Genomic DNA, 22,670 nt, shown 5'->3' with positions numbered 1-22,670 from the left:
GCCGTGGTCTTCTGGCTGCGGCGCCGTCGGGGCTCATCGCGCCCACGCGGCGGAGCCGCATTTTGACACAGCCCCGCGCCCCTGAAGGGGCGCCGCAGAGTCCACCTCATCGCATAGATATGCGGTCTGTTGTAAACTCATTGACGCCCGGGTGATCGCATTCATATGCTCTGCCGGCATGGAGCTGATCCAGAAAACCGCTGACCTGTCTGCCTACTTGGCTGCTGACGAGGTCATCGACCATGGCCATCCGCTGGTACTTGAGACGGCCGCTCGGCTGGCTGCGGGAGTCGAGGACTCGTATGCCTATGCGCGGGCGGCCTATGAATTCGTGCGGGACGCCATCCCGCACTCCCAGGACTCCGGCGATCTGCGCGTGACCTGGCGTGCCTCGGACGTGCTGGAGCGGCGTACCGGCATCTGTCATGCCAAGGCCCATGCCCTGGCCGCCCTGCTGCGTGCCGAGGACATCCCCACGGCCCTGTGCTACCAGCGCCTCACGCACGACGACGCCGGTGGTCACGTCGTGCACGGCCTGGTCGCCGTCCGCTTCCACGGCGCCTGGCACCGGCAGGACCCGCGCGGCAACAAGCCGGGAGTGGACGCGCAGTTCTCCCTCGCCGGCGAACGGCTGGCCTGGGTCCCCGATCCGCAGTCCAATGAGATGGACTATCCGGTCCTGTATGCTGAACCTCATCCGGCCGTGCTCGGCGCCCTCCAGGCGGCACTGGACCGCCCGCACCTCTGGAAGACGCTCCCCACCGCACTCTGAGGCAAGGCCCATGACTCTCACGCTCACCGTGTCCGACGAGGTGCGCGCCCTCGCGCCCGGCTTCACGCACCTCGTCATCGAGGCCCACGGCCTGGTCAACGGCCCCAGTACGGAGGCGAGTTCGGCGCTCCTCGACGACGCGGCCCGCCGCCTGGCCGTACGCCTCGACGGGCGCGCCCCGCACGAGGACCCGCACATGGTGGCCTGGCGGGCCGTCTACACGGCCTTCGGCTCCAAGCCGTCCCGCACCCGCAACTCGGCGGAGGCGCTGGCGAAGCGGGCCCTCGCGGACGGCGGCCTGCCCCGGATCAACCTGCTCGTGGACCTCTACAACGCCATCAGCGTCGCCCACCTGATTCCGGTCGGAGGTGAGGACCTCGGCCTGATCCAGGGCGCCATGCGCCTCGTCCGTGCCAGGGGCGAGGAGGACTTCGTGACCGTGGCCGGGGGCGAGGAGACCGTCGAGCACCCCGATGCCGGTGAGGTCGTGTGGTGCGACGACGCCGGCGTCACCTGCCGTCGCTGGAACTGGCGCCAGGGCCCGCGCACCCGCCTCACGGAGCGGACGACCTCGGCCGTCTTCCTGCTGGAGAGCCTCGCCCCGATGCCGGTGCCGGACGCCGTGGCGGCGGGCGCCGAACTCGCCGAGCTGCTGGCGAAGTTCAGCCCGGGCGCCCGTGTCGAGGTGCGCGCGCCCGAGCCGGCGGGCTGAGACTCAGACCGCCTCGGCGGCCTTCAGCTGGTCCAGCGTGGGGGCCGTGCCGCCCAGGTGGGCGGGGAGCCACCAGGTGTCGGAGGCGTCCTTCGGGCGGGCGGGGTAGGCGCGCTGGGCGGCGTCGAGGAGCTCCTGGACGCGCTCGCGCAGCCGGCGGGTGATGGCGCCCGCGTACTGGTCCCGGGGCGCGTCGACCGGCTCGCCGACCCGGACGGTGATGGGCAGGTGGTTCCGCTTGAAGTTGCGCGGCTGGCCCTTGGTCCAGATGCGCTGGGTGCCCCACAGGGCCATCGGCACGAGCGGGACGCCGGCTTCCTGCGCGAGACGCGCGGCACCCGACTTGAAGCTCTTCAGCGTGAAGGACTGGGAGATCGTGGCCTCCGGGAAGACCCCCACGATCTCACCGGACTTCAGCGACTCCAGCGCGTGCTCGTAGGCGGTCTCACCCTGATTGCGGTCCACCGGGATGTGCTTCATCCCGCGCATCAGCGGGCCGGAGATCCGGTGCCGGAACACCGACTCCTTCGCCATGAACCGCACCAGGCGCTTCTGCGGCAGCGCGGCCAGGCCGTCGAAGACGAAGTCCAGGTAGCTGATGTGATTGCTCACCAGCACGGCGCCGCCCGAGCGCGGGATGTTCTCCGAACCCTGGCAGTCGATCTTGAGGTCCCAGACCTTGAACAGCGTCTTGGCGAAACCGATGACGGGACGGTAGACCAGCTCTGCCATGGGCGGGGCGGACCCTTTCTGCTCTGCCTGGGAAAGGGGCTCCCGGCGGGAAGTTACGGAGCCGTAGGTTTACGGCGTCTCGCAGATCGTGCCCGAAGAACGGACGGGGAGCCAGCCCTGGTGCCCGGGCGTGGCGAGATTCTCGTCACGTTGGGCCCCTTGATCCACCTCGCGCTTTTAACGTGCCTTTACTCCGGGCGGGCCGTCAACCGCCGCATGAGCAGGAACATCTCGCACCCAAGGCAGTACCCGAACGCCGCATTGAGGAAGGCCGCGGCGAGCGCGAGGCCGGTCGCCGCGAGGCCCAACCATGCGGAGCCCAGCCCGAATCCGGTCAGACCGAGCCCCGCGAAGACCAGTCCGACCGCCTGTGCGAACCGCGGGGGCTCCGGCGGCTCGAACTCGCTCGGGGCGCCGAGGCGCGGTCGTACGAGTGTCCGGAATGCCCAGTCGTAGGGCGATCGGGTCACCCCGCCGGCCGCGCCGAGCGCGAACGCCAGCGTCTGCCAGGCGAGGATCCAGGGGTTTTGGGTGATGAGTGCGGCGGCCAGTACGACCGTCGTCACGGCCGCCGCGAAACGCGGCCCACGTGCGTCGATGTCCATGAACCCAGGATTCCGCCCCACGGGCCGGCAGGGGAGTCGGGAATCTTTGCAGTCTCGTGAACGCTTTTCCCTGCGGTGAGCCGTCTCGTGGATCCTTGTCCGGTGATGACCGGACTGGTGGTGTGCGTGGCGGTGCTCGCGGCGGCGGGCGTGTACGGAGTGCTGCACAGGCGGCGGAGCGGGAGGGTGAGGGTGCGCGGGCGCGACGACGGCAAGCGGCTCGGGGCGGCCGAACTCGGCGGCGAACTGGGTGAACGGGCCACGCTGGTGCAGTTCTCCAGCGCCTTCTGCGCCCCCTGCCGGGCCACCCGGCGGGTGCTGGGCGAGGTCGCCGGGATGGTCCCCGGCGTCACCCACGTCGAGATCGACGCCGAGGCCCGCCTGGACCTCGTACGCGAGCTGGAGATCCTCAAGACCCCCACCGTGCTGGTGCTCGACGCGGCCGGCCGGGTGGTGCGCCGGGCCACCGGACAGCCCCGCAAGGCGGACGTCATCGCCGCGCTGGGCGAGGCGGTCTGACGGCCATGACGATGACGGTGAGGCACCTCCCATATCGCGGAACGTACTTGACTGGGCGCACCACCTATCGTCAGCCTGACCGTATGCCTCAGGAACTCCTTCTCTTCGGACGGGTCCACGTGGACCTGGCCCGCACCGCGAGCGCGCGCTGTCCGGGCTGTTGAGCAGCCCCGGCCCCGACGACCGCCTCCCGCAGAAGGACAACTCCATGACGGCCATACCCGACCTCGGCGCCACCCGGCTCGCCTCTCCCGACCTGCTCCGCTCCGCCTTCCGGCGGCACGCGGCCGGTGTGGCGGTGATCACCGCACGCGGCGCCCACGGCCCGGTCGGCTTCACCGCCACCTCCCTCACCTCCGTCTCCGCCGAGCCCCCGATGCTCTCCTTCGGCGTCGGTACGGGCGCCTCCAGCTGGCCCGCGATATCCACCGCCGAGCACATCGGCGTCCACATCCTCGGCGAGCACCAGGCGGAGCTCGCGGCCACCTTCGCGCGCAGCGGCGCCGACCGGTTCGGGTCGCCCACCAGCTGGCGGGACGGCCACGAGGGCGTCCCGGTCCTCGACGACGTGCTGGTGTGGCTGGTGTGCCGGGTCGTGGCGCGGGTGCCGGCCGGTGACCACCGGATCGTGCTCGCCGAGGTGCTCGTCGGCGATCCCTCCCGCGCCGGCCGGCCGCTCCTTTACCACCAGGGCGCCTTCAACGGGCTGCGGGACTGATCACACACCCCTGGTTCCGCGGTTCACACGCCCCTCGTTCTGCGAACGCGTCGAGTTCCGGTTACGCTGCGTTGCGAAGGTCACAGTTCAAAGCGCTTGCTTAGCGGGAACGAACTGGGTGTACTGGTGAGTAATATTTCGTTCGGAGCGCGCGGCCGCCCCGACCGGGATGAGCCGCTTGAGGCGCCTATGCTGCCTGCAAGAGGCAGCCCAGAAAAGACGATGCAGTAGGAGAGCCGGCGTGAGCCTGAGGATCGTTGTCACTGTGAAGTACGTGCCCGACGCCACTGGCGACCGGCACTTCGCCGATGACCTGACCGTCGACCGTGACGACGTGGACGGTCTCCTCTCCGAGCTGGACGAGTACGCGGTCGAGCAGGCGCTGCAGATCGCGGAGAACTCGGACGACGACGTTGAGGTCACCGTGCTGACCGTGGGTCCCGAGGACGCCAAGGACGCGCTGCGCAAGGCGCTGTCGATGGGCGCGGACAAGGCGATCCACGTCGAGGACGACGACCTGCACGGCACCGACGCCATCGGCACCTCGCTGGTGCTGGCCAAGGCGATCGAGAAGGCCGGCTTCGACCTGGTCGTCTCCGGCATGGCCTCCACCGACGGCACCATGGGCGTCGTGCCGGCCCTGCTCGCCGAGCGCCTGGGCGTCCCGCAGGTCACCCTGCTCTCCGAGGTCTCGGTCGAGGACGGCACGGTCAAGGGCCGCCGCGACGGCGACGCCGCGAGCGAGCAGCTGGAGGCCTCCCTGCCGGCGGTCGTGTCCGTCACCGACCAGTCCGGTGAGGCGCGTTACCCGTCCTTCAAGGGCATCATGGCCGCCAAGAAGAAGCCGGTTCAGTCCTGGGACCTGTCCGACCTCGACCTCGAGGCGGAGGAGGTCGGCCTGGAGGGTGCCTGGACCACGGTCCAGGACGCCACCGCGCGTCCGGCCCGCACCGCGGGCACGATCGTCAAGGACGAGGGCGAGGGCGGCAAGCAGCTCGCCGAGTTCCTCGCGGGCCAGAAGTTCATCTGAGCCCCGCACGCGCCGACCGCCCCTCAACTGATCCAAGCAGGAGAGCATTCCCATGGCTGAAGTCCTCGTCTACGTCGACCACGTGGACGGTGCCGTCCGCAAGCCCACTCTGGAGCTGCTGACCCTGGCCCGCCGCATCGGCGAGCCCGTCGCCGTCGCGCTGGGCAACGGCGCCGCCGACACCGCCGCCGCGCTGGCCGAGCACGGCGCGGTGAAGGTCCTCACCCACGACGCGTCCGAGTACGCCGACTACCTGGTCGTCCCGAAGGTGGACGCCCTGCAGGCCGCCGTCGAGCAGGTGTCCCCGGCCGCCGTCCTGGTCCCCTCCTCCGCGGAGGGCAAGGAGATCGCCGCCCGCCTCGCGCTGCGCATCGGCTCCGGCATCATCACCGACGCCGTCGACCTGGAGGCCGGCGACGAGGGCCCGGTGGCCACCCAGTCGGTGTTCGCCGCGTCCTTCACGACCAAGTCCCGCGTCTCCAAGGGCACCCCGGTCATCACGGTCAAGCCCAACAGTGCCGCCGTCGAGGCCGCCCCGGCCGCCGGTGCGGTCGAAGCCCTCGCGGTGACCTTCTCTGACAAGGCGACCGGCACCAAGGTGACCGGCCGTACCCCGCGTGAGTCGACCGGGCGCCCGGAGCTGACCGAGGCCGCGATCGTGGTCTCCGGCGGCCGCGGCGTCAACGGCGCCGAGAACTTCGCGATCATCGAGGCCCTCGCCGACTCCCTCGGCGCGGCCGTCGGCGCCTCGCGTGCCGCCGTCGACGCCGGCTGGTACCCGCACACCAACCAGGTCGGCCAGACCGGCAAGTCCGTCTCCCCGCAGCTGTACATCGCCAACGGCATCTCCGGCGCGATCCAGCACCGCGCGGGCATGCAGACCTCGAAGACCATCGTGGCCGTCAACAAGGACGCCGAGGCCCCGATCTTCGAGCTGGTCGACTTCGGCGTGGTCGGCGACCTCTTCGACGTCGTCCCGCAGCTGACCGAGGAGGTCAAGGCCCGCAAGGGCTGAGCACCTCCCCAGGCAGTCCGAGGCCTCCGCGACCGACACCGGTCGCGGGGGCCTCGCCGTGTCAGCGCAGGCTCAGTGAGACCTGCACGGGCAGGTGGTCGCTCGGGAACTGGCCGTGCATCGAGAACGTGTCCATCGTCGCCCGGTACGTGGTCACACCCGGCGAGGTCAGGATCCAGTCGATCCGGTCACCGTCGGGCTTGAGGCGGTGGTAACCGTGGAAGGTCGCGTACTGCGGGCCGCGGTGCTCCGCCGCGTCCCAGGTGTCGACGAGCCCCGAGTCCACCAGGGTGTCGTAGGCCCGGTTCTTGTGGGCGTAGGCGTTGAAGTCGCCGGTCACCACCACGGGCAGCCTCCGGTCGAACTCCGCGATCCGCTTGACCAGGAGCGTGGCGCTGCGCTCGCGGGCGTACTGGCTCCTCTGGTCGAAGTGGGTGTTGGCGACGTAGAACTCCCGCCCGTCGTCGGCCAGGTCGCGGAAGCGGACCCAGGTGACGATACGGGGGAAGGCGGCGCCCCAGGTGTTGGAGCGGATGACCTCCGGGGTGTCGGAGAGCCAGAAGGTGTAGTGCTCCAGCGGTTCCAGGCGGCGGATGTCGTAGTAGAGGGCGGTGGACTCGTCGCGGCTGCCGCCCTCGCGGCCGGTGCCGACCCAGTCGTAGTGCGGTCCGAGGTCGCTGTCGATGTCGCGCAGCTGCTGGTAGAGGCCTTCCTGGGTGCCCATGACCTGGGGCCGTGCACGGCGCAGCAGTTCGGCCATCACCGGGCGGCGGTCGGCCCAGCTGTTGGGCTCGGCGGTGCCGGCGTACCGCAGGTTGAAGGTCATGACGTCGAGTCGGGGGGCCGGCCGCGCCGGCGCCGCGAGGGTGGCGACCCGGCGGGCCCGCGAGCCGGCGGCGGAGGCGGCGGAGGTGGTGATCGCGGCGCTGGAGAGGGGCACGGTGACCGCTGCGGCCAACAGGGCCTGCAGTCCCAGCCGGCGGGTGACTCGGCGCTGGTGCGGCACGACGGCTCCTTCAGGGGGCACAAGCCGGACGGGCGGGCGTTGAGCAGTGTGATACCCCGGAGTGTGATGAGCGTGAACATGCCCAGATGGGGGCGTGTCGCCCCGTGGACACGGTGTTGACCGCCCCGACGGCACCCGGATACCGTCATTCAACGGATTGTTGATTCCGTACAGTGGAAAACAGGAGGGTGCGGGATGGGTCAGGGCCGGCAGGAGAAGGTGGCGACGAGCCTCGCGGGCGCCGTCAGCGAGGAGATCAGCGCCTCCCTCGCACCCGTCGACGCCGAACTGGAGCGCCGCTATCCGGGTGATCCGGGGACCCGTCAGCCCGTCCACACCGTGTACGTCCCCGGCGACGCCTTCACGGCCGGCACGATCCGCTCCTGGGGCGACCGGGCCCTCGCCGCCCTCGACGAACACGCCCCCGACGCCGCCGCCTTCGCCGCCGTCCTCGGCCTGCCCGACGACCTCGCCGAGCCCGTCCACTCCAGGGTCCGCGCCAAACTCGAGCGTGAGCCGGTGGAAGACCTGCGCGTCGACTTCGAGGACGGCTACGGCCCGCGTCCCGACGCCGAGGAGGACGCCACCGCCGCCCGCGCCGCCCGGCTGATCGCGGAGGCGTACGCCGAGGGCACCGCGGCGCCGTACATGGGCATCCGGATGAAGTGCATGGAGGCACCGGTGCGCGACCGGGGCATCCGCACCCTCGACATCTTCCTCACCGGGCTGATCGCGGCCGGGGGACTGCCCGCCGGGCTCGTGCTGACCCTGCCCAAGGTGACCTACCCCGAACAGGTCACCGCGATGGCCCGGCTCCTGGAGGCCTTCGAGAAGATCCACGGGCTGGAGCCCGGCCGGATCGGGTTCGAGATCCAGATCGAGACCAGCCAGTCCATCCTCGCCACCGACGGCACCGCCACCGTCGCCCGGATGATCCAGGCCGCCGAGGGCCGCGCCACCGGACTGCACTACGGCACCTTCGACTACAGCGCCTGCCTCGGGGTCTCCGCCGCCTACCAGGCGAGCGACCACCCGGCCGCCGACCACGCCAAGGCGGTCATGCAGGTCGCCGCCGCCGGTACCGGGGTACGCGTGTCGGACGGCTCCACCAACGTCCTGCCGGTCGGCCCGACGGCCCAGGTGCACGACGCCTGGCGGCTGCACTACGGTCTCACCCGGCGCGCCCTGGCCCGCGCCTACTACCAGGGCTGGGACATGCACCCCGGCCACCTCCCGACCCGGTACGCGGCCGTGTTCGCCTTCTACCGCGAGGGCCTGGAGCAGGCGGCCGCCCGGCTCACCCGGTACGCCCACCGCGCCGGCGGCGACGTCATGGACGAGCCCGCCACCGCCAAGGCCCTCAGCGGCTACCTGCTGCGCGGCCTGGACTGCGGCGCCCTCGACAACGGTGAGGTGGCCCGGCTGACCGGCCTGACCCGGGCCGACCTGGAGGGCTTCGCGATGCCCAGGCGCGGCGATCTGACGGCCTCCGGAAAGTAGCGCGTACCGGTCAAGTCACAGCTCCTCCAGCCGACTTGAACCGACCCTGTCACTGCCCCGTACTCTGGTGCGCCATTCAGAGGTGTGTGCGAGGGGCGGAGCTTTGGTGTCGGGTTCGTACGGACAGGCTGACGGGACCGGTCGCCTGCTGGCAGGGCGGTACCGGGTCGTGGCCAGGCTCGGGCGCGGTGGCATGGGCGTGGTGTGGCGCGCCGTCGACGAGGTCCTCGACCGCGAGGTCGCCGTCAAGGAGTTGCGTGCCTACACGGACAGCGCCGGACCCGAACTGGCGGACCTCCGGCTGCGGATGCAGCGCGAGGCGCGGGCCGCCGCCCGGGTGCGGCACCCCGGGGTGGTCGTCGTGCACGACATAGCCGAGGTCGACGGCCGCCCGCTCATCGTCATGGAACTGGTCGACGGGCCCTCCCTGGACGACCTGCTGCGCGAGCGCGGCACGCTCGGGGCGCAGGAGGCCGCCCGCGTCGGCGCCGCGGTCATGGACGCCCTGGCCGCGGCCCACCGGGCCGGAGTCCTGCACCGCGACGTCAAGCCCGGCAACATACTCCTGGACCGCTCGGGCCGGGTCGTCCTCACCGACTTCGGCATCGCCACCATGGCGGATCCCGGCGACGGCTCGGCCACGCAGCTGACCGGCAGCGGCGAACTCGTCGGTTCCCTCGACTACCTGGCGCCCGAGCGGGCCAAGGGCGCGGCCCCCGGCCCGGCCTCCGACATCTGGGCCCTCGGTGCCGCCCTGTACGCCGCCGTGGAGGGCGCCTCGCCGTTCGGCCGTACGTCCACCTTCTCGACGCTCACCGCGATCGTCGGCGAGCCCCTCCCGGAGCCTCGCAGGGCCGGCCCGCTCGCGCCCGTGCTCCGGCGCCTGATGGACAAGCTTCCCGACGCCCGCCCGGACGCCGAGGAGGCCTGCGCGCTGCTCCGGGCGGTGGCCCGGGAACCGGTCCCGGACATGCCGACGACGGTCCTGCGGGAGCGGGAGCGGGAGCGGGAGCGGGAGCCCGGGCGGCCGGAGACCGGGGCCGGGTCGGCGGCGCCTCCGGCGGAAGGCGGCCCTGTCCTGGGGCCCGAGGAGGAGGCCGGTGCGGGGGCCGGTGCGGGGGCCGGGGGCGGGCGGGTCCGGAAGTCCGCGGAGGGGTCCGCCCCGGAGCACGTCGGACAGCTCGTTCCGGCGCCCGCCGCGGGACTCGTCACGGGAGCCGGTACCCCGGGTGCCGGGCTGGTGCCCGCCCGAAGACCAGCGCCCGCACTCCTGCCCGGCGCCCCGGACGGACCGACGAGCCCCGCCCGGCCGGGCCGCAGCCGCCGCCGGGCCCGGTTGCTCGTCGTGGCGGCTGTCGCCGTCGTCCTCACGGCGACCGGGCTCACGGTCGCGTTACGCAACGAAAGGGGGCAGACGGCGAAGACGGACGCGGGGCCGCCCGCGACGCAGGCCGGTGCTTCGGCGAGCGCCCGCGGCACCGGTGCCAGGCACCCGGCCGGGGCCGACCCCGTGGGGCAGGGCGCGGAGACGGGCGCCGTACCGCCCGGCAGCGCCACGCACGCCGCCGGGGGCGCACCGGCGGGACCGGCGGACGGCGCCTCCGCCACACCCTCCGGGGCGCGGACCCCCGGACCCAGCCCCTCCGGGACCGCCGATGCCACCGCCACCGCCACCGCGACGGCATCGGCCACCACCCCCGCACCCTCTGTCCCGGCCTGCGCGCCCGCGGGAGACGGCACGTACACCTGCCAGGTGCGCAGCGGCGGCGCCAAGTCCTACACCGCAGACGGCGTCAAGGCCGGCAGAGTCCGCCAGGGCGTCCACTCGTTCTACTGCCAGGCCGACCTGGGCCGCCGGGAGACCCACGGCCGGCGGACCAACGTCTGGTGGGCGCGGACCGACGACGACAAGGGCAACACCGGCGTGTACATCAGCGACGTCTACATCGAGGGCGGCACGAACGACGAGCCGCTGCCCGGACTTCCTGTCTGCTGAGCGCGCACGTACCGCTCCAGCCCCGACGCCACCGCCCACTTCCGCTCCGCGAACAGCCGGGTGCCCCGCCCGCACAGGGCCGCGTCGGCCCGCGCCCGCGCGCAGAACTGCTCGGGCGTGCCACCGAACAGCTCTCTCAACTCGTCCGACTCCGCGAGGAGTTCGGTGAGCAGGGCGTGCTCGCCGGGGTGGCGGCGGGGTGCGCCGGTGCCGTCGTGCAGCACGCCGTGCCGGTTGACGTACGCGTGCACGCCGGGGAGCGCCGTGCCGTCCGCGAGGGTGGCGCGGACGGCCGGGGCGGGCAGCCAGGCCCGCCTGAAGTTGCCGTTCGGCAGCGCTACGCCCTCGCTCGCGTCGATCACCTCCAGCTGCCGCCCGTCCAGCCACAGGACGAACAGCTCCCGTACCGCCGACGGGGCCGCGATCGGGGACGCGGAGACATAGCCGAGGCGGCTGACGTGCGCGGAGACGCCGACGTCGAGGCCGTGGACCCGGGCGCGCACCATGGGAATGGCCCCGGTGACACCGGACTCGGCCATCTTGTGCTGGAGTTGGGCGGGCGAGGCGTTGGAGCCGACCGCGAGCACCGGTACCCGGTCCTCGTCGTGCACCAGACGCCCGAGCGGCAGCAGCCGGTCGCCGTCGAGCAGCCCGGAGTCGGCCGGCCAGGCACCGGGGTAGGTCAGCGGACGGTCCCGCGGTGCCTCGTCGAGGCCCAGCTCGGCGAGCGTACGGCCGGTCACGGGCGGCTCGAATCGGTGAGCGGGTGACAGGCCGTCGTTCGGCTCGGCACGGCCGGCGTCCGACCGGTCGCCGGGCGGCTCGGCGCCGCGTGTGTCCGGCCGGTCCTTCCGCGGCTCGATTCGGTGAACTCCCGGCCGGTGGCCGTGCGGCGGCTCGGTCCCGTGCGTGTCCGGTCCGTCATGGGCGGCTCAGTCCGCCGGGGGCAGTTCGCCCGAGCCGCGGGTGATCAGCCTGGTCGGCAGCTCGATGCGCTCGGGTGCCATGAGGGTGCCGTCCAGCTGGCGGAAGAGCCGTTCGGCGGCCGTGCGGCCGAGCAGGGCCGCGTCCTGGGCGACGACCGTGAGGCCCGGGTGCAGCAGTTCGGCGAGTTCGATGTCGTCGAAGCCGACGAGCGCGACCGGGCGGCGCTGCTCGGCGAGGACGCGGATCACGGTGACGGTGACACGGTTGTTGCCCGCGAAGATGGCCGTGATCGGCTCCGGCCCCGAGAGCATCTCCTCGGCGGCCCGGCGCACCCGCTCCGGGTCCGTCACGCCGAGGGAGGTCCACGCGGCCTCGACGGCTATCCCGGCGTCCTCCATCGCCGCCTGGTAACCGCGCAACCGCTCGGCCGCCGTGTGGATGTGGGGCATGTCGCCGATGAACCCGATCCGGCGGTGGCCGTGTGCGATCAGGTGGGCGACCCCGTCCCGGGCACCGCCGAAGCTGTCGGAGAGCACCACGTCGGCGTCGATCTTCCCGGCCGGGCGGTCCACGAACACCGTCGCCACGCCCGCCCTGATCTCCGGCTCCAGATAGCGGTGGTCGTCCCCGGCCGGGATCACCACCAGACCGTCCACCCGCCGCGCGCACAGCGCGAGCGCCAGCTCCTGCTCCCGTTCCGGGTCCTCGGCGCTGGAGCCGTTGATGAGCAACGCCCCGTGCGCGCGGGCGACTTCCTCCACCGCGCGGCTCAACGGCCCGTAGAACGGGTCGGCGAGGTCCTCCAGGACCAGGCCGATGCTCGCGGTACGGCCCTTGCGCAGCACCCGGGCGCTGTCGTTGCGGCGGAAGCCCAGCGCGTCGATCGCCTCCTGGACCCGGCGCTCGGTGTCCGGCGTCACCCCGGGCTCGCCGTTGACCACCCGCGACACCGTCTTGAGGCCCACGCCGGCCCGCGCCGCCACGTCCTTCATCGTCGGCCGGGTCCCGTAACGGGAGCCGGGGAGACGGTCTGCGCGGCGGGAGGTCTCGGGCACGATGCGGCGTCCTGTCCTGTCGTCCACGGGATGCATGGGCTCACGGATGGTGTCTGGGCTCATGGGTTTGTATCAGGGATACACAGACTCGTGGGTTTGTATGAGGATGTGGCGTCGAGCATAGAGCCTGGACAACGTTGTCAGATGCAAGGGAGACTGTCCACCGCAATCTCCGGCCTGCGTCCCCACCGCTTGACCGGCCTGTTGTGTCACTCGGCTACTCATGGTTGACGGGGAGAACTGACTCTGATGCACACCGACCTCGTGGCGGCCCTCGACATCGGCGGCACCAAGATCGCCGGCGCGCTGGTGGACGGTCACGGACGGATCCAGGCGCGCGCCCAGCGCGCGACACCCGCCCAGCAGGACGGCGAGACGGTCATGGGGGCCGTCGAGGAGGTGGTCGGCGAACTCGCCGCTTCACCGCTGTGGGGGCGCGCCCGCTCGCTCGGGATCGGCAGCGCGGGCCCGGTGGACGCCTCCGCCGGCACCGTGAGCCCGGTCAACGTGCCCGGCTGGCGGGAGTATCCGCTCGTCGAGCGGGTGCGGGCGGCCGCCGGCGGGCTGCCGGTCGAGCTGATCGGCGACGGTGTCGCCATCACGGCCGCCGAACACTGGCAGGGCGCGGCCCGCGGCCACGACAACGCGCTGTGCATGGTGGTGTCGACGGGCGTCGGCGGCGGCCTGGTGCTCGGCGGAAGGCTGCACCCCGGCCCGACCGGCAACGCTGGTCACATCGGCCACATCAGTGTCGACCTCGACGGGGACCCCTGCCCCTGCGGATCGCGCGGCTGTGTCGAGCGCATCGCGAGCGGCCCCAACATCGCCCGGCGCGCGCTGGAGGGCGGCTGGCGGCCCGGTCCGGACGGCGACACCTCGGCGGCGGCGGTGGCGGCCGCGGCCCGGGCCGGCGACCCCGTCGCGGTGGCCTCCTTCGAGCGGGCCGCACAGGCGCTCGCGGCCGGGATCGCGGCCACCGCGACCCTGGTCGAGATCGACATCGCGGTGATCGGCGGGGGCGTCGGCAAGGCGGGGGACATCCTCTTCACGCCTCTGCGCAAGGCCCTCACCGACTACGCGACCCTCTCCTTCGTCCAGCGCCTCACGGTCGTACCGGCCCAGATGGGCACGGACGCGGGCCTGGTGGGCGCCGCCGCGGCCGCGCTCGCCGCCAGGCCGGACGCGGAGGCGGCGGGGGTCTGACACCGGTCCGACGGAGGCCGTCGGGCCGCGCAGGAACGTTCAGGCCGGTCGGCCGGGGTTCAGGTCCGGCCGGCCGGCCGGTCGGCGGGCGGAGGTGCGCTCGCGCCAGGCGCCACCCGCGGGCGCGGCCGGCCGCCCGGTGCCCTTGGCGGGAGCGGCCTGCCGCCCGGTGCCCGCTCGGGCGTACCCGCGTTGCTCCCCTCGCGGGTACGCCCGTGACCACCGGCCGCCGGCACAGTTGAGACGGGCATGAAGAAGCGCAGCATGCTCGCCATCGCCAGCCTGGCCACCGGATTCGTCGTGGCCGCCATCACCCCGTCCCACGCCGCCGACGAAGGCGGCCCGCTCGGCGACCTGTACGTCTCGGACACCCTGGAGCACGTCGGACACGTCGTCGGCGAGGACAGCTTCCAGACCGACCCGGACTTCCTGGGGCAGATGTAGCCGGGCGGAGACCGAGGGGACGGCAGTGCCGGTGTTCCGGGTGACGGACACCGGCACTCCGGTTGCGCGCCCTCAACGGGAACTGGTTTCCGTGGCAGTGTGGAGCGGGCAAGCCACAGGGGGCCAACAGAAGAGGGGGAGTCCGTGATCGTCTGGGTCAACGGCGCGTTCGGTGCGGGTAAGACCACCACCGCACGTGAACTGATCGAACTGATCCCGAACAGCACGCTCTTCGACCCCGAGCTCGTCGGCGGGGCGCTGACACACCTGCTGCCGGCCAAACACCTCGCCGAGGTCGGAGACTTCCAGGACCTGCCGATCTGGCGCCGGCTGGTGATCGACACCGCGGCCGCGCTGCTCGCGGAGCTGGGCGGAACCCTGGTGGTACCGATGACGCTGCTGCGCCAGGAGTACCGCGACGAGATCTTCGGTGGCCTCGCCGCCCGCCGGATCGCGGTCCGGCACCTGTGCCTCACCCCGGCGGAAACGATCCTGCGCGAGCGAATAGCCGGCCGCGAGATCCCGCCCGAGCTGCCCGACGGGGAGATGCGGATCCGGCAGTGGTCGTACGACCAGATCGAGTCCTACCGCACCGCCCTCGCCTCCTGGATCAGCGCCGACGCCCATCTCGTCGACACCAGCGCACTCAGTCCGTACGAGGCGGCGGTGCGGGTGGCGGAGGCGGTGGGCAGTGGCGAAGCTGCGGTATGTGACATAGTACAAACCCCCGAACCCACCGCCGAGACCGTCGCCGCAGGCGTCCTCCTCTTCGACGAGCACAACCGCTTCCTCCTCGTGGACCCCACCTACAAGGCCGGCTGGGAGTTCCCGGGTGGTGTCGTCGAGCCCGGTGAGGCCCCCGCCCGGGCGGGGGTGCGGGAGGTCGAGGAGGAGACCGGGATACGGCTGGAGGAACTGCCGGGGCTGCTCGTCGTCGACTGGGAGCAGCCCGCACCGCCGCGCTACGGCGGCCTGCGCCTGCTCTTCGACGGCGGCCGGCTCGACTCCGCCGAGGCGCGGCGGCTGGTGCTGCCGGGGCCGGAGCTGCGGGACTGGCGGTTCGTCACCGAGCAGGAGGCCGCCGACCTGCTGCCCCCGGTGCGCTACGAGCGGCTGCGCTGGGCGCTGCGGGCCCGCGAACGCGGTGCCGCGCTCTATCTGGAGGCCGGTGTCCCGGTCGGTTGACATTGTCTAAAGGTCCGTCAAGTCCTCGCCGCAGCAGTGATGTTGGCGGGGACTTTGGCATTTCGGGGGCGTGTGTAGGGGACTTTGCGCGGGGCGGAAGGTTCCTAGGGGGAAACGAGGGTGAATTGTCGCCGTCCCGGTATGAACAAGAACGTGAAGCAGGTACACAGACGTTCTACCGTCGGTGCGCAGCTCAACTTCCTCGCGGCCGCTGGCCGCCGTGCACAGGCCGGACAACGACCGGCTGAAGGAGGGACATGCGCGCGCACTCTTCGGCCCTCACGAGGGGCCTCGCACTGACCGCCGGGCTCGTCCTGGCGCTCGCCGCCTGCAGCAGCGGGGGAGGCGGCGGGGGCAGTGGCGGCAAGGGCACCTCCGCCGGTCTCACGTCCTGCGCCACCCAGGGCAAGGCCGACACCTGCAACTCCGGCACCACCAAGGCCGGCGGCACGTTCACCTACGTCATCGAGAAGAACATCCAGCAGTGGAACGTGCAGGACACCAACGGCAACACCTTCGAGAACGCCGAGGCGCTGAGCCCCGTGCTGCCCCAGGTCTTCGTCCCGCAGCCGGACTTCAGCGTCAAGCTCAACACCGACCTGGTGACCTCGGCGACCCAGACGAGCGCCAGTCCGCAGACCCTCGTCTACAAGATCAGCCCCAAGGCGTCCTGGAACGACGGCACCCCGATCACCGCAGACGACTTCGTCTACTACTGGCGCACCAACGACGGCAAGGACTGCCCGCCGCCGCCCGCCAGCGACTCCACCCAGACCAAGGGGTGTCTGCCGGAGACAACGGCCGGCTACGACCGCATCAAGTCGGTCACCGGTTCCGACAACGGCAAGACCGTCACCGTCGTGATGGCCAAGCCCTACGCCGACTGGAAGTCCCTGTTCGGCGCGGGCTACCCGTTCTACCCGGCGCACGTCGCCGAGAAGGTCTCCGGCGCCAAGGCGGGCGACGCGGCCCACCTGACGGCCGCCCAGATGACCCAGGGCTGGCAGTACTTCCAGAAGAACCCGCCCACCAAGTACGCGACCGCGGGCCCGTACAAGATGACCGAGTGGGTGGACAACGACCACGCCACCTACGAGCCCGACCCGAAGTGGACGGGCAAGAAGGCCACCCTGCAGCGGCTGATCTTCAAGGTGATCTCGGACGCCACGCAGGAGCCGATCGCGCTGCGCAACAACGAGGTCCAGGCCATCTACCCGCAGCCCGAGGTCGACCTCGTCAACCAGGTCAAGGCCATCCCCGACGTCACCTACACCATCGGCAGCGGGCTGACCTGGGAGCACTTCGACCTCAACCTGCACAACCCGGTGATCGGCAAGTACCTGGCCCTCAGGCAGGCGATGTTCACGGCGATCAGCGTCAAGGACATCATGGCCAAGACGGTCGCCCAGTTCGACCCCGGCGTGAAGCAGCTCTACAACCACAACTTCGTCCCGGGGACGGCCGGTTACAAGGACGTGGTCAGCGCCAGCGGGCAGGGCTCGGGTGACCTCACCAAGGCCAAGAAGTACCTGACCGACGCCAAGTTCACCGGCGTCGGCACCGCCCTGAAGACGCCGGACGGCACGGCGGTCGGACCGTTCAACTGCCGCTACACCACCGGCAACCAGATCCGGCAGAGCGAATGCCAGATCCTGCAGAGCGACCTCGCCAACCTGGGGATCAAGGTCACGATCAAGCCGATCGGCGCCGCCGACCTCGGCACGGTCCTCGCCGGCCACCAGTACGACATCGTCGTCTTCGCCTGGGTCGCCTCGCCCTTCGCGATCAGCGGCGCCCAGCAGCTGTGGACGACCGGAGCAGGCGGCAACTACGGCGGCTACAGCAACAAGCAGGTCGACTCCCTGATCAGCACGGCCATCGGCGAGACGGACCAGACCAAGGCCGCCGCCCTGCTCAACCAGGCCGACCAGATCATGGTCAACGACGCCTACGTGCTGCCGCTCTACCAGAAGCCCACCTTCCTCGCGGCCCAGACCCGGTTCGTCAACATGCGCAACAACTCCACCAACGTCGGACCGCCGTACAACGTCGGCGAATGGGGCCTCAAGAAGTAACCCCAGCGACCACTCGGATCCGCATCCCGGCCCCGGCGACCCCGGGGCCGGGCCACCGCGAGAGAAGACCGCATGCTCGCCTACACCGTGCGCCGCATCCTCGTCTCCATACCCGTCCTGATCGTCTCGACGTTCATCGTCTTCCTGGTCGTCGTCAACTCCGGCGACCCCGTGGCCAACTTCGCCACCTCCCGGCAACCGCCGCCCAGCAAGGCCGCCGTGGCCGCCTTCGCCCGCCACATCCACGCCGACCAGCCGGTCGTGGAGCGCTACTGGAACTGGATCACCGGCGTCCTGCACGGCGACTGGGGCCCCTCCGTCCAGTCCAACCTGGACATCGGCCACGACCTGTTCACCCGCTTCCGGGTCACCGTCACCCTGGTCGCCGCCGCCATGCTGCTCGCCCTCGTGATGGCGGTCGTCTTCGGCGTGTTCAGCGCGATCCGCCAGTACAGCGTCGCCGACTACACCATCACCTTCCTCGGCTTCCTGTTCCTCGCCATGCCCGTGTTCTGGTTCGCGGTACTGCTCAAGCAGGCCGGGATCTGGTTCAACCAGGAGACCGGCAGCCAGTTCCTCGGCACCATCGGCGAGAAGTCCCCGTACCTCGACGTCGACACCACCTGGAACGAGTTCACCGACCGCATCGGCCACCTCATCCTGCCCACCATCACCCTGGCCCTGGTCTCCTTCGCCTCCTGGACCCGCTACACCCGCGCCGCCATGCTCGAAGTCCTGGACAGCGACTACGTGCGGCTCGCCCGCGCCAAGGGGCTGCGCCGCGGCCGGGTGCTCACCCGGCACGCCCTGCGCACCGCGCTGATCCCGCTCGCCACCGTCACCGCCCTCGACATCGCGATCATCCTCGGCGGCGCGGTCATCACCGAGACGATCTTCCAGTGGCACGGCATGGGCGAGATGCTCGTCCAGGCCGCCACCACCCTCGACGTCTACCGGACCATGGCCTGGCTGCTGCTGTCCGCCGTCGTCGTCATCGTCTTCAACCTGTTCGCCGACCTGCTCTACGCCGTACTCGACCCGAGGATCCGCTATGACTGACGTCGGAGCAGTCGGGCCGGCCGGTACCCGCACGCCGGGCGACGACCACGAGTTCACCGTCGTGCAGCGCAGCCAGACACAACTCGTCCTGCGCCGCTTCCTGCGCCACCGGGCCGCGATGATCAGCCTGGTCGTGTTCTTGCTGATCGTGCTGTGGGCGTTCATCGGCCCGCACTTCTGGCACTACTCGTACGCCAGGTTCACGCCCGACAACTCCCAACCACCCTCCTGGAAGCATCCGTTCGGCACCGACTCCTCGGGGTACGACGCCTACGCCCAGGTGATGCGCGGCACCCAGACCTCCCTGAAGATCGCCATCCTCATCGCCCTCGGCTCCACCCTGGTCGGTGCCGTGTGGGGAGCCGTCGCCGGCTTCTACCGCGGATTCGTCGACGCGTTGATGATGCGCATCGCCGACCTGGTGCTGACACTCCCGCTGTTCGCGATCGCGCTGGTCATCTCCTCGCGCAGCGGCGGCTCCTGGTACTGGATCGCCGTGGTGATCGCCGGACTGACCTGGGCGTACGTGTCGAGGGTGGTGCGCTCGACGGTACTGTCGCTGCGCGAGAAGGAGTTCGTGGAGGCCGCCCGGGCGCTCGGCGCCTCCGACACCCGGATCATCTTCCGGCATCTGCTGCCCAACGCGCTCGGCCCGATCATCGTGAACGCCACGATCCTGGTCGCCACCGGCATCCTCACCGAGACCGCCCTGTCCTTCCTCGGGTTCGGCGTCCAGCCGCCCGACACCTCCCTCGGACTGCTGGTCGCCCAGGCACAGACCGCGGTCGACACCCGGCCCTGGCTCTTCTACATCCCCGGCGCCTTCATCATCGCCATCGCCCTGACCATCAACTTCATCGGCGACGGACTGCGCGACGCCTTCGACCCCCGGCAGCAAAGGGTGCGACAGTGACCGACACCGGCAACGGCAAGGGCGGCATCGACAGGGTCGTGGGGAAGGACGAGGAGTCCGGCGCGGTGCTCGAAGTCGAGGACCTGAGCGTGGAGTTCCCGACCGAGGACGGAGCCGTACGCGCGGTGCGCGGCGTCGGCTACCGGCTGGAGCGCGGCGAGGCACTGGGCATCGTCGGCGAGTCGGGATCGGGCAAGTCGGTCACCGCCCTGGCCGTGATGGGGCTGCTGCCCGGCTCGGCCCGGGTGCGCGGCTCGGTCCGGTTCGAGGGCACGGAACTGCTCGGGATGTCCGACGCCCGGCTCTCGGACGTACGCGGCAGCGGCATCGCCATGGTCTTCCAGGACCCGATGACCTCCCTCAACCCCGTCTACACCGTCGGCTACCAGATCGCCGAGACGCTGCTCCGGCACAACCCGCGCCTCGGTAGACGTCCGGCCCGCGCACGCGCCGTGGAACTCCTCGGCACGGTCGGCATCCCGAGTCCCGAACGGCGCGTCGACAGCTATCCGCACGAACTCTCCGGCGGCATGCGTCAGCGGGTCGTCATCGCCATCGCGATCGCCAACGACCCCGACGTCATCATCGCCGACGAGCCCACCACCGCCCTCGACGTCACCGTCCAGGCGCAGATCCTGGAGGCGCTGGAGGCCGCCCGCGCCGAGACCGGCGCCGCGCTCGTCCTGATCACCCACGACCTGGGGGTGGTCGCAGGACACACCGACCGGGTCGCCGTCATGTACGCCGGGCGGATCGTGGAGACCGGCTCCGTCGAGGAGATCTTCTACACCCCGCGCATGCCCTACACCCTGGGCCTGCTCGGCTCCCTGCCCCGCCTCGACCGCGAGGAGGACCGCCTGACCCCCATCACCGGGTCCCCGCCCTCACTGCTCAACCTGCCCCCGGGCTGCCCCTTCGCGCCCCGCTGCCCGATGCGCCGCGAGCCCTGCGACACCACCGAACCCGCCCTGCGCCCGGCCGGATCCGGCACGCACCGCAGCGCCTGCCACTTCGCCGACGAACTCGTGGACGCGGCGGCCGGCGAGGTCTTCGACGCCGTCGGCGCCGACACCGAGGCCCTGGCCCGGTTCGCGGACCTGGAGGACGACGCCCGATGACCGATCCGCTGCCCCTGCTGCCCCCGCTGCCCGGCCACGGCGGCACCGGCGCCCCCGTCCTCCAGGTCCGCGACCTGGTCAAACACTTCCCGGTGATGTCGCGCGGCGTGGTCCGCCGCCGGGTCGGCGACGTGCACGCCGTCTGCGGGGTCTCCTTCGACCTGTACGAGAACGAGACGCTCGGCCTGGTCGGCGAGTCCGGCTCCGGCAAGACGACCGTCTCCCGGACCCTGCTCAACCTGGAGACGGCCACCTCCGGGACCGTCCATTACCGGGGTAGGCTGCTGACCGACCTGAGCAGACGTCAGATGCGCCCGCTGCGGCGCGAGTTGCAGATCGTCTTCCAGGACCCCTACGCCTCCCTGGACCCCAGGATCTCCGTCCACGAGATCGTCGCCGAACCCCTGCGCATCCACGGCCGCTACGGGCCCGGCGGCGCCGGCGAGGTACGCGAACTGCTCCGCCTGGTCGGCCTCAACCCCGAGCACGGCAACCGTTTCGCGCACGAGTTCTCCGGCGGCCAGCGCCAACGCATCGGCATCGCACGGGCGCTGGCGCTGCGCCCCAGGGTGATCGTGCTGGACGAGCCGGTCTCCGCGCTGGACGTGTCGATCCAGGCGGGCGTCCTCAACCTGCTGATGGACCTCCAGAGCGAACTCGGCCTGTCCTTCCTGTTCGTGGCGCACGACCTCTCCGTGATGCGGCACGTCGCCGGCCGGGTCGCGGTGATGTACCTGGGCCGCCTGGTGGAGATCGCCCCCGCCCGGCAGCTCTTCGCCCGCCCCGCCCACCCCTACACCCAGGCCCTGGTATCGGCGATCCCGCTGCCCGACCCGCGCAAGGAACGCGCCCGGAAACGGATCACCGTCCAGGGCGACGTCCCGAGCCCGGTCCGCCCGCCCAGCGGCTGCCGCTTCCGCACCCGCTGCCCCAAGTTCGCGAACCAGCTCAGCGACAGCGAGCGCACCGCCTGCGTCGAGCAGGTGCCGGACCTGGTCGACCGGGGCGGCGGCAACCCGGTCGCCTGCCACTACGCGGAGAGCGTGCAACTGCTGTGACCGTCCGGGTACGGGAACGGCGTCAGCCGGCTCTCCCGCTCCAGCCGCCGGCAGAAGACCTCCATGCCGGCGGCGAGCGGGGCGTGCCGCACCAGCAGGTCGGCGGCGGTCCGCGGGATGCCCTCGGGCCGTACCCCGCCGGCACACGCCCGCACGAACTCCGCGCGCTCCTCGCCCCGGTACCCGTACAGGCCGGTGACCAGCCAGATCACCAGGTGGTAGGCGGTGTACGCGCGGTCGTAGTGCCGGTGGCGGTCGAAGAAGTCCCGTTCGTCCGGACCGAGCCGGAAGCGTGAGCTGAGGGAGAGCCCGAAGTCGGTGAGGTACAGCTGCCGGCCGTCGGTGAGGATGTTGCGGAAGTGGGCGTCGAGGTGCAGGAGAGGACTGTCCGAGAGGAACGCGGTGAGTTCCTCGAGGCCGTGGGCCGCGAAGGCGCAGGCCTGGTCCGCCCGGTCGGTACGCAGTTCGGCGTCCAGCCAGTCGTGCAGGGTGTGCGGGACCTGCTCCAGGAAGAGGGTGAGGCTCGCGGAGGCGTCCCGCAGGCCCTCGATGCGTGCCCGCAGGCCCGCGGAGCCGCCCCAGTAGGCCACCGCCCCGTCGACGTCGGCGAGTTCGCCGGGCAGCGGGGCGGGCGGTTCGGGCAGCACCCGCCAGTGGTGCAGCAGCGGGAAACCGGGGAACCGGCCCGTCAGCACCCAGTCCGTCGTCACCTCGTGCGCGGCCAGCTCCCGCCAGGCCCCGAACCCCGGGGAGCCGATCGCGCCGATGCCGTAGTGGCAGTACGGCGGCAGACCGAAGAGGTTCTCGGTGGAGCGGGCGTGCCGCGGTTCCTGTTCCCGGTCGGACAGGGGGATCCGCTTCACGAACACCGGCCTGCCCTCCACCGTGAGCCGCACCGCCCTGCCGCCGATCCCGGTGCCGAGCGGTGCGCCGGCCGCGACCAGCTCGGTCAGTTCGGCGTCGCTCAGCAGGGCCAGGGAGGCCGCGACGCCGGTGTGCGCGGCGATGCGGTGCGCGGTGTCGGTCAT

Annotated in this window: 22 protein-coding genes; 16 read left to right on the top strand and 6 right to left on the bottom strand. The window is 71.6% G+C overall.

Annotation, left to right across the window (positions count from 1 at the left end; genetic code table 11):
- The first annotated feature begins 178 nt into the window (after positions 1-178).
- Both ACZ63F_RS25080 and ACZ63F_RS25075 read left to right on the top strand, forming a co-directional pair.
- Positions 179-772, top strand: coding sequence for a transglutaminase domain-containing protein (locus ACZ63F_RS25080; protein ID WP_469713845.1), 594 nt, complete (start codon positions 179-181; stop codon positions 770-772).
- A gap of 10 nt (positions 773-782) precedes the next feature.
- Positions 783-1,484 carry a B3/B4 domain-containing protein gene (locus tag ACZ63F_RS25075; RefSeq protein WP_469713844.1) on the top strand — a complete coding sequence of 234 codons (702 nt, stop codon included), beginning with the start codon at positions 783-785 and terminating at the stop codon, positions 1,482-1,484.
- A gap of 3 nt (positions 1,485-1,487) precedes the next feature.
- Here the strand turns inward: ACZ63F_RS25075 and ACZ63F_RS25070 are convergent, their stop codons facing one another.
- Together ACZ63F_RS25070 and ACZ63F_RS25065 are read right to left on the bottom strand one after the other, a co-directional pair.
- Positions 1,488-2,216: a lysophospholipid acyltransferase family protein gene (locus ACZ63F_RS25070; protein ID WP_352363077.1), complete on the bottom strand. Its 729-nt coding sequence runs from the start codon at positions 2,214-2,216 to the stop codon at positions 1,488-1,490.
- 188 nt (positions 2,217-2,404) lie between these two features.
- Positions 2,405-2,821: a DUF4395 domain-containing protein gene (locus tag ACZ63F_RS25065; protein ID WP_469713843.1), complete on the bottom strand. Its 417-nt coding sequence runs from the start codon at positions 2,819-2,821 to the stop codon at positions 2,405-2,407.
- 105 nt (positions 2,822-2,926) lie between these two features.
- Here ACZ63F_RS25065 and ACZ63F_RS25060 point away from each other — a divergent pair, with 105 nt between their 5' ends.
- The 4 genes from ACZ63F_RS25060 to ACZ63F_RS25045 all read left to right on the top strand — a co-directional run bounded on the left by ACZ63F_RS25060 (position 2,927) and on the right by ACZ63F_RS25045 (position 6,103).
- Positions 2,927-3,340, top strand: coding sequence for a TlpA family protein disulfide reductase (locus tag ACZ63F_RS25060; protein WP_469713984.1), 414 nt, complete (start codon positions 2,927-2,929; stop codon positions 3,338-3,340).
- A gap of 208 nt (positions 3,341-3,548) precedes the next feature.
- Positions 3,549-4,058 carry a flavin reductase family protein gene (locus ACZ63F_RS25055; RefSeq protein ID WP_352092088.1) on the top strand — a complete coding sequence of 170 codons (510 nt, stop codon included), beginning with the start codon at positions 3,549-3,551 and terminating at the stop codon, positions 4,056-4,058.
- 241 nt (positions 4,059-4,299) lie between these two features.
- A complete protein-coding gene (locus ACZ63F_RS25050; RefSeq protein ID WP_469713842.1) occupies positions 4,300-5,088 on the top strand; it encodes an electron transfer flavoprotein subunit beta/FixA family protein in 789 nt (262 codons plus the stop codon).
- A 52-nt stretch (positions 5,089-5,140) separates the two neighbouring features.
- Positions 5,141-6,103 carry an electron transfer flavoprotein subunit alpha/FixB family protein gene (locus ACZ63F_RS25045; protein ID WP_351956145.1) on the top strand — a complete coding sequence of 321 codons (963 nt, stop codon included), beginning with the start codon at positions 5,141-5,143 and terminating at the stop codon, positions 6,101-6,103.
- A 61-nt stretch (positions 6,104-6,164) separates the two neighbouring features.
- Here the strand turns inward: ACZ63F_RS25045 and ACZ63F_RS25040 are convergent, their stop codons facing one another.
- Entirely contained in the window at positions 6,165-7,109 is a 945-nt protein-coding gene (locus tag ACZ63F_RS25040; RefSeq protein WP_469713841.1) for an endonuclease/exonuclease/phosphatase family protein, read from the bottom strand.
- 195 nt (positions 7,110-7,304) lie between these two features.
- Here ACZ63F_RS25040 and ACZ63F_RS25035 point away from each other — a divergent pair, with 195 nt between their 5' ends.
- Positions 7,305-8,609, top strand: a complete 1,305-nt coding sequence (locus ACZ63F_RS25035) for a DUF6986 family protein (protein ID WP_469713840.1) — start codon at positions 7,305-7,307, stop codon at positions 8,607-8,609.
- A 103-nt stretch (positions 8,610-8,712) separates the two neighbouring features.
- On the top strand, positions 8,713-10,605 hold the full coding sequence (locus ACZ63F_RS25030; protein WP_469713839.1) for a serine/threonine-protein kinase: 1,893 nt from the start codon (positions 8,713-8,715) through the stop codon (positions 10,603-10,605).
- On the opposite strand, the gene ACZ63F_RS25025 is transcribed toward ACZ63F_RS25030, so the two are convergent.
- Together ACZ63F_RS25025 and ACZ63F_RS25020 are read right to left on the bottom strand one after the other, a co-directional pair.
- A complete protein-coding gene (locus ACZ63F_RS25025; protein WP_469713838.1) occupies positions 10,551-11,348 on the bottom strand; it encodes a hypothetical protein in 798 nt (265 codons plus the stop codon). The genes ACZ63F_RS25030 and ACZ63F_RS25025 overlap by 55 nt on opposite strands.
- 189 nt (positions 11,349-11,537) lie before the next feature.
- The gene (locus ACZ63F_RS25020; protein ID WP_469713982.1) at positions 11,538-12,623 is read right to left on the bottom strand and encodes a LacI family DNA-binding transcriptional regulator; all 1,086 of its coding nucleotides are present in this window, start codon (positions 12,621-12,623) and stop codon (positions 11,538-11,540) included.
- 213 nt (positions 12,624-12,836) lie between these two features.
- Here ACZ63F_RS25020 and ACZ63F_RS25015 point away from each other — a divergent pair, with 213 nt between their 5' ends.
- From ACZ63F_RS25015 to ACZ63F_RS24980, 8 genes are all read left to right on the top strand, one after another.
- A complete protein-coding gene (locus ACZ63F_RS25015; RefSeq protein WP_352363060.1) occupies positions 12,837-13,790 on the top strand; it encodes an ROK family protein in 954 nt (317 codons plus the stop codon).
- 249 nt (positions 13,791-14,039) lie between these two features.
- Positions 14,040-14,234: a hypothetical protein gene (locus ACZ63F_RS25010; protein ID WP_352363058.1), complete on the top strand. Its 195-nt coding sequence runs from the start codon at positions 14,040-14,042 to the stop codon at positions 14,232-14,234.
- A gap of 144 nt (positions 14,235-14,378) precedes the next feature.
- Positions 14,379-15,419, top strand: a complete 1,041-nt coding sequence (locus tag ACZ63F_RS25005) for an NUDIX hydrolase (RefSeq protein WP_351956153.1) — start codon at positions 14,379-14,381, stop codon at positions 15,417-15,419.
- A 257-nt stretch (positions 15,420-15,676) separates the two neighbouring features.
- Positions 15,677-17,494 (top strand): ABC transporter family substrate-binding protein, encoded by a 1,818-nt coding sequence (locus tag ACZ63F_RS25000; RefSeq protein ID WP_469713837.1) that lies wholly within the window; start codon positions 15,677-15,679, stop codon positions 17,492-17,494.
- A 72-nt stretch (positions 17,495-17,566) separates the two neighbouring features.
- Complete coding sequence (locus tag ACZ63F_RS24995; protein ID WP_469713836.1) at positions 17,567-18,553, top strand: ABC transporter permease; 987 nt, start codon at positions 17,567-17,569, stop codon at positions 18,551-18,553.
- On the top strand, positions 18,546-19,466 hold the full coding sequence (locus ACZ63F_RS24990; protein WP_469713835.1) for an ABC transporter permease: 921 nt from the start codon (positions 18,546-18,548) through the stop codon (positions 19,464-19,466). The genes ACZ63F_RS24995 and ACZ63F_RS24990 overlap by 8 nt, the downstream gene beginning before the upstream one ends.
- Positions 19,463-20,584: an ABC transporter ATP-binding protein gene (locus ACZ63F_RS24985; RefSeq protein ID WP_469713834.1), complete on the top strand. Its 1,122-nt coding sequence runs from the start codon at positions 19,463-19,465 to the stop codon at positions 20,582-20,584. The genes ACZ63F_RS24990 and ACZ63F_RS24985 overlap by 4 nt, the downstream gene beginning before the upstream one ends.
- A complete protein-coding gene (locus tag ACZ63F_RS24980) occupies positions 20,581-21,642 on the top strand; it encodes an ABC transporter ATP-binding protein (protein ID WP_469713832.1) in 1,062 nt (353 codons plus the stop codon). Before ACZ63F_RS24985 ends, ACZ63F_RS24980 begins: the two co-directional genes overlap by 4 nt.
- Here the strand turns inward: ACZ63F_RS24980 and ACZ63F_RS24975 are convergent.
- Entirely contained in the window at positions 21,615-22,670 is a 1,056-nt protein-coding gene (locus tag ACZ63F_RS24975) for a BUD32 family EKC/KEOPS complex subunit (protein WP_469713830.1), read from the bottom strand. The two genes, ACZ63F_RS24980 and ACZ63F_RS24975, sit on opposite strands and share 28 nt — an antisense overlap.

The organism is Streptomyces sp. NPDC104761 (genome assembly GCF_055583445.1).
Note: the sequence above shows the minus strand (reverse complement) of the source record. Positions and strands in the feature narration are given on the sequence as shown.

Coding starts and splice junctions, on each gene's coding strand:
- ACZ63F_RS25065 (WP_469713843.1), bottom strand. CDS start 2,821: ATGGACATCGACGCACGTGGGCCGCGTTTCGCGGCGGCCGTGACGACG.
- ACZ63F_RS25035 (WP_469713840.1), top strand. CDS start 7,305: ATGGGTCAGGGCCGGCAGGAGAAGGTGGCGACGAGCCTCGCGGGCGCC.
- ACZ63F_RS25045 (WP_351956145.1), top strand. CDS start 5,141: ATGGCTGAAGTCCTCGTCTACGTCGACCACGTGGACGGTGCCGTCCGC.
- ACZ63F_RS24990 (WP_469713835.1), top strand. CDS start 18,546: ATGACTGACGTCGGAGCAGTCGGGCCGGCCGGTACCCGCACGCCGGGC.
- ACZ63F_RS25055 (WP_352092088.1), top strand. CDS start 3,549: ATGACGGCCATACCCGACCTCGGCGCCACCCGGCTCGCCTCTCCCGAC.
- ACZ63F_RS25070 (WP_352363077.1), bottom strand. CDS start 2,216: ATGGCAGAGCTGGTCTACCGTCCCGTCATCGGTTTCGCCAAGACGCTG.
- ACZ63F_RS25080 (WP_469713845.1), top strand. CDS start 179: ATGGAGCTGATCCAGAAAACCGCTGACCTGTCTGCCTACTTGGCTGCT.
- ACZ63F_RS24995 (WP_469713836.1), top strand. CDS start 17,567: ATGCTCGCCTACACCGTGCGCCGCATCCTCGTCTCCATACCCGTCCTG.
- ACZ63F_RS24975 (WP_469713830.1), bottom strand. CDS start 22,670: ATGACCGACACCGCGCACCGCATCGCCGCGCACACCGGCGTCGCGGCC.
- ACZ63F_RS25075 (WP_469713844.1), top strand. CDS start 783: ATGACTCTCACGCTCACCGTGTCCGACGAGGTGCGCGCCCTCGCGCCC.
- ACZ63F_RS24980 (WP_469713832.1), top strand. CDS start 20,581: ATGACCGATCCGCTGCCCCTGCTGCCCCCGCTGCCCGGCCACGGCGGC.
- ACZ63F_RS25060 (WP_469713984.1), top strand. CDS start 2,927: ATGACCGGACTGGTGGTGTGCGTGGCGGTGCTCGCGGCGGCGGGCGTG.
- ACZ63F_RS25000 (WP_469713837.1), top strand. CDS start 15,677: ATGCGCGCGCACTCTTCGGCCCTCACGAGGGGCCTCGCACTGACCGCC.
- ACZ63F_RS25010 (WP_352363058.1), top strand. CDS start 14,040: ATGAAGAAGCGCAGCATGCTCGCCATCGCCAGCCTGGCCACCGGATTC.
- ACZ63F_RS25015 (WP_352363060.1), top strand. CDS start 12,837: ATGCACACCGACCTCGTGGCGGCCCTCGACATCGGCGGCACCAAGATC.
- ACZ63F_RS25020 (WP_469713982.1), bottom strand. CDS start 12,623: ATGCATCCCGTGGACGACAGGACAGGACGCCGCATCGTGCCCGAGACC.